Consider the following 2,380-nt stretch of genomic DNA (forward strand, 5'->3'; position numbering starts at 1 on the left):
CTAATCGTGCCCATTTCGCTCCGCCAGATGCGCTATGCGCTGGCCGTGGCCCGCACCGGCCATTTCGGCCGCGCCGCGCAGGAATGCGGCGTCACCCAGCCGGCGCTGTCCCAGCAGATTCTGTCGCTGGAAGCGCTGTGCGGCACCCCGCTGTTCGACCGGCACAAATCGGGGGTGCTCCCGACGCCCTTCGGGCGCGAATTCATCGGCCTGGCGCAGGAAACGGTGCGGCGGGCCGAGGCGGTCAACGCCTTCGCCCTGGGCCAGGCCGACACGCCGGCGCGGCCCATCCGCTTCGGGCTCATCCCCACGGTCGCGCCCTATCTGCTGCCCGAAATCTTCCCGGCCCTGGTCAAGGGCCTGCCCGAGCCGGGCTTCGCCATCAGCGAAAGCCGCACCGAGGCGCTGCTGGCCGGACTGGTGGAAGGGAGCCTGGACATCGCCCTGATCGGCACCGCCCTGCCCGCCGACGGCGCGCCGCTGGTGGCCCGGCCACTGTTCGACGACCCCTTCGTGCTGGCCACCGCCAGCAGGGACGCCACCAGCCAGCCGGTTTCGCTGGCCCAGATCCCGCCCGAGCGCATCCTGCTGCTCGACGAGGGCCATTGCTTCCGCGACCAGACCATCGAGGCTTGCGGGCTGGGCGGGGGGCCGGCGGCGCGCATCTTCGCCGCGACCTCGCTTTCCACCATCGTGGAATTCGTCGCCAATGGTCAGGGGGTGACGCTGCTGCCCCGGATCGCGCTGCGCAAGGAGGCGAGCGATCCGCGCATCGCGGTCCACGACCTGGACGATCCCCATGCCGGCCGCCTGCTCTCGCTGGTCTGGCGCGCCGGCTCGCCCTTCGTACCCACTTTCGAGATCATCGCCCGGATCATCCGCGCCAGCCGCGGGCTAGAGAGGGACGGCGCGGGCCCGGCTGCGGCGGCGGCGGAAGCCGTCATAGCTGAAGACCATCAGCGACACCCAGATCAACGCGAAGCTGAACAGGCGCCAGCCATTGAGGGCTTCGTGGAACAGCAGCGTGGCAACGAGAAATTGCAGGGTCGGGGTGATATATTGAATCATGCCCATGGTTGAAAAGCGCAGCCGCCGCACCGCATAGCCGAAGAGCAGCAGCGGCACCGCCGTGGCCGGGCCGGTAAGCATGAGCAGCACCAGCTTGACCGGATCGGCATGGACGCCGGGGCCCTGGCTGGCCAGCATGAAGGCGACATAGACCGCCGCCACCGGCGCCAGCATCGCCGTTTCGGCGAAAAGCCCGGCCGCCGGCCCCAGATGGGCGGTTTTGCGGATATAGCCGTAAAAACCGAAGGTCAGCGCCAGCCCCAGGGAAATATAGGGTATGGTGCCCAGCCCCACCGCCTGGATGAGAATGGCCACTGCCGCCATGGCGATGGAAATGGTCTGCAGCCGGTTCTGCCGCTCGCCCAGCAGCACCATGCCGATCAGCACATTGACCAGCGGATTGATGAAATAGCCGAAGCTGGCCTCCAGCACCTGCCCGCGTTCCACCGCCCACACATAGATGAGCCAGTTGGCCGCCAGCAGCGCCGCCGCCAGCGCCGTATCGCGCACCCGCCGCCAGTCGGCGAAGACGCTTTTCACCGCCCCGAACCCGCCCGTAAAGGCAAGAATGCCCGCCAGCAGCAGCAGCGACCACAGCGTACGCTCGGCCACGATCATCACCGCGCCCGCCTCCTCGACGAGGCGGAAGAGAATGGGCAAGCCGCCCCAGAGCATGGGGGTGATGACGGCCGCGATCACGCCCTTGCGGGCTTCGCTGGCCCCCGGAGCCGTCTGCGGCGCGGGGCTGGATGAGGGAAGGCTCATGAAAAAACTCCGCGCCCCGGGCGAGGCGCACGGCCAAGCATGTAGCAGCGCCGGCGCGCGCGGCCAACTGCTCTTTGCACCGGACATGGCTTGCAAAGCGCGCCGCTTCGCACAACCTTGAGATCAACGGTGCGTTGTCCAAGAGGAGGCGCCCCCTCATGACCAGAACCTGTAGGAGATAGCCATGAAGAAGACCATTACCTGGATCCTGATCGCCAATGGCGCCCAGGCCCGCATCGTCGAATATACCGGGCCGGGCAAGGGCTTGCGCCAGGTGGACGGAATGGAGTGGTCGATCGAGCCGCTACAGGCGCAGGAACTGGTCTCCGACCGCTCCGGCGGCAACCGCGCCCCGGCCGGCTTCAGTCGCGGCGGCATGGAGCCGCGCACCGATCCGGTGGAGCACCGCGAAACCGAATTCGTCAAATCGGTGGCCGCCGCGCTCGACCGCCAGCATCAGCAGAGTGCTTTCGACCGGCTGGTCATCGCCGCCGCCCCCATCGCCCTGGGCGACATCCGCAAGGCCATCTCCCCCACGGTCAAGAAG

Annotated in this window: 2 protein-coding genes and 1 pseudogene; 2 read left to right on the plus strand and 1 reads right to left on the minus strand. The window is 68.2% G+C overall.

Annotated elements, in window-relative coordinates:
- Positions 1–27: 27 nt before the first annotated feature.
- A pseudogene (locus VDP82_RS17080) lies at positions 28–864 on the plus strand (hydrogen peroxide-inducible genes activator); the annotation flags it as partial.
- 30 nt (positions 865–894) lie between these two features.
- Here VDP82_RS17080 and rarD read toward each other — a convergent pair.
- Positions 895–1,833 carry an EamA family transporter RarD gene (rarD, locus tag VDP82_RS17085; RefSeq protein WP_323016025.1) on the minus strand — a complete coding sequence of 313 codons (939 nt, stop codon included), beginning with the start codon at positions 1,831–1,833 and terminating at the stop codon, positions 895–897.
- Between the two features lie 184 nt (positions 1,834–2,017).
- On the opposite strand from rarD, the gene VDP82_RS17090 reads away from it, so the two are divergent.
- Positions 2,018–2,380 (plus strand): host attachment protein (locus VDP82_RS17090; protein ID WP_323016026.1); only part of this gene is annotated, 363 nt, incomplete at its 3' end.

Source organism: Devosia sp. (assembly GCF_034675085.1).
Classification (GTDB): domain Bacteria; phylum Pseudomonadota; class Alphaproteobacteria; order Rhizobiales; family Devosiaceae; genus Devosia.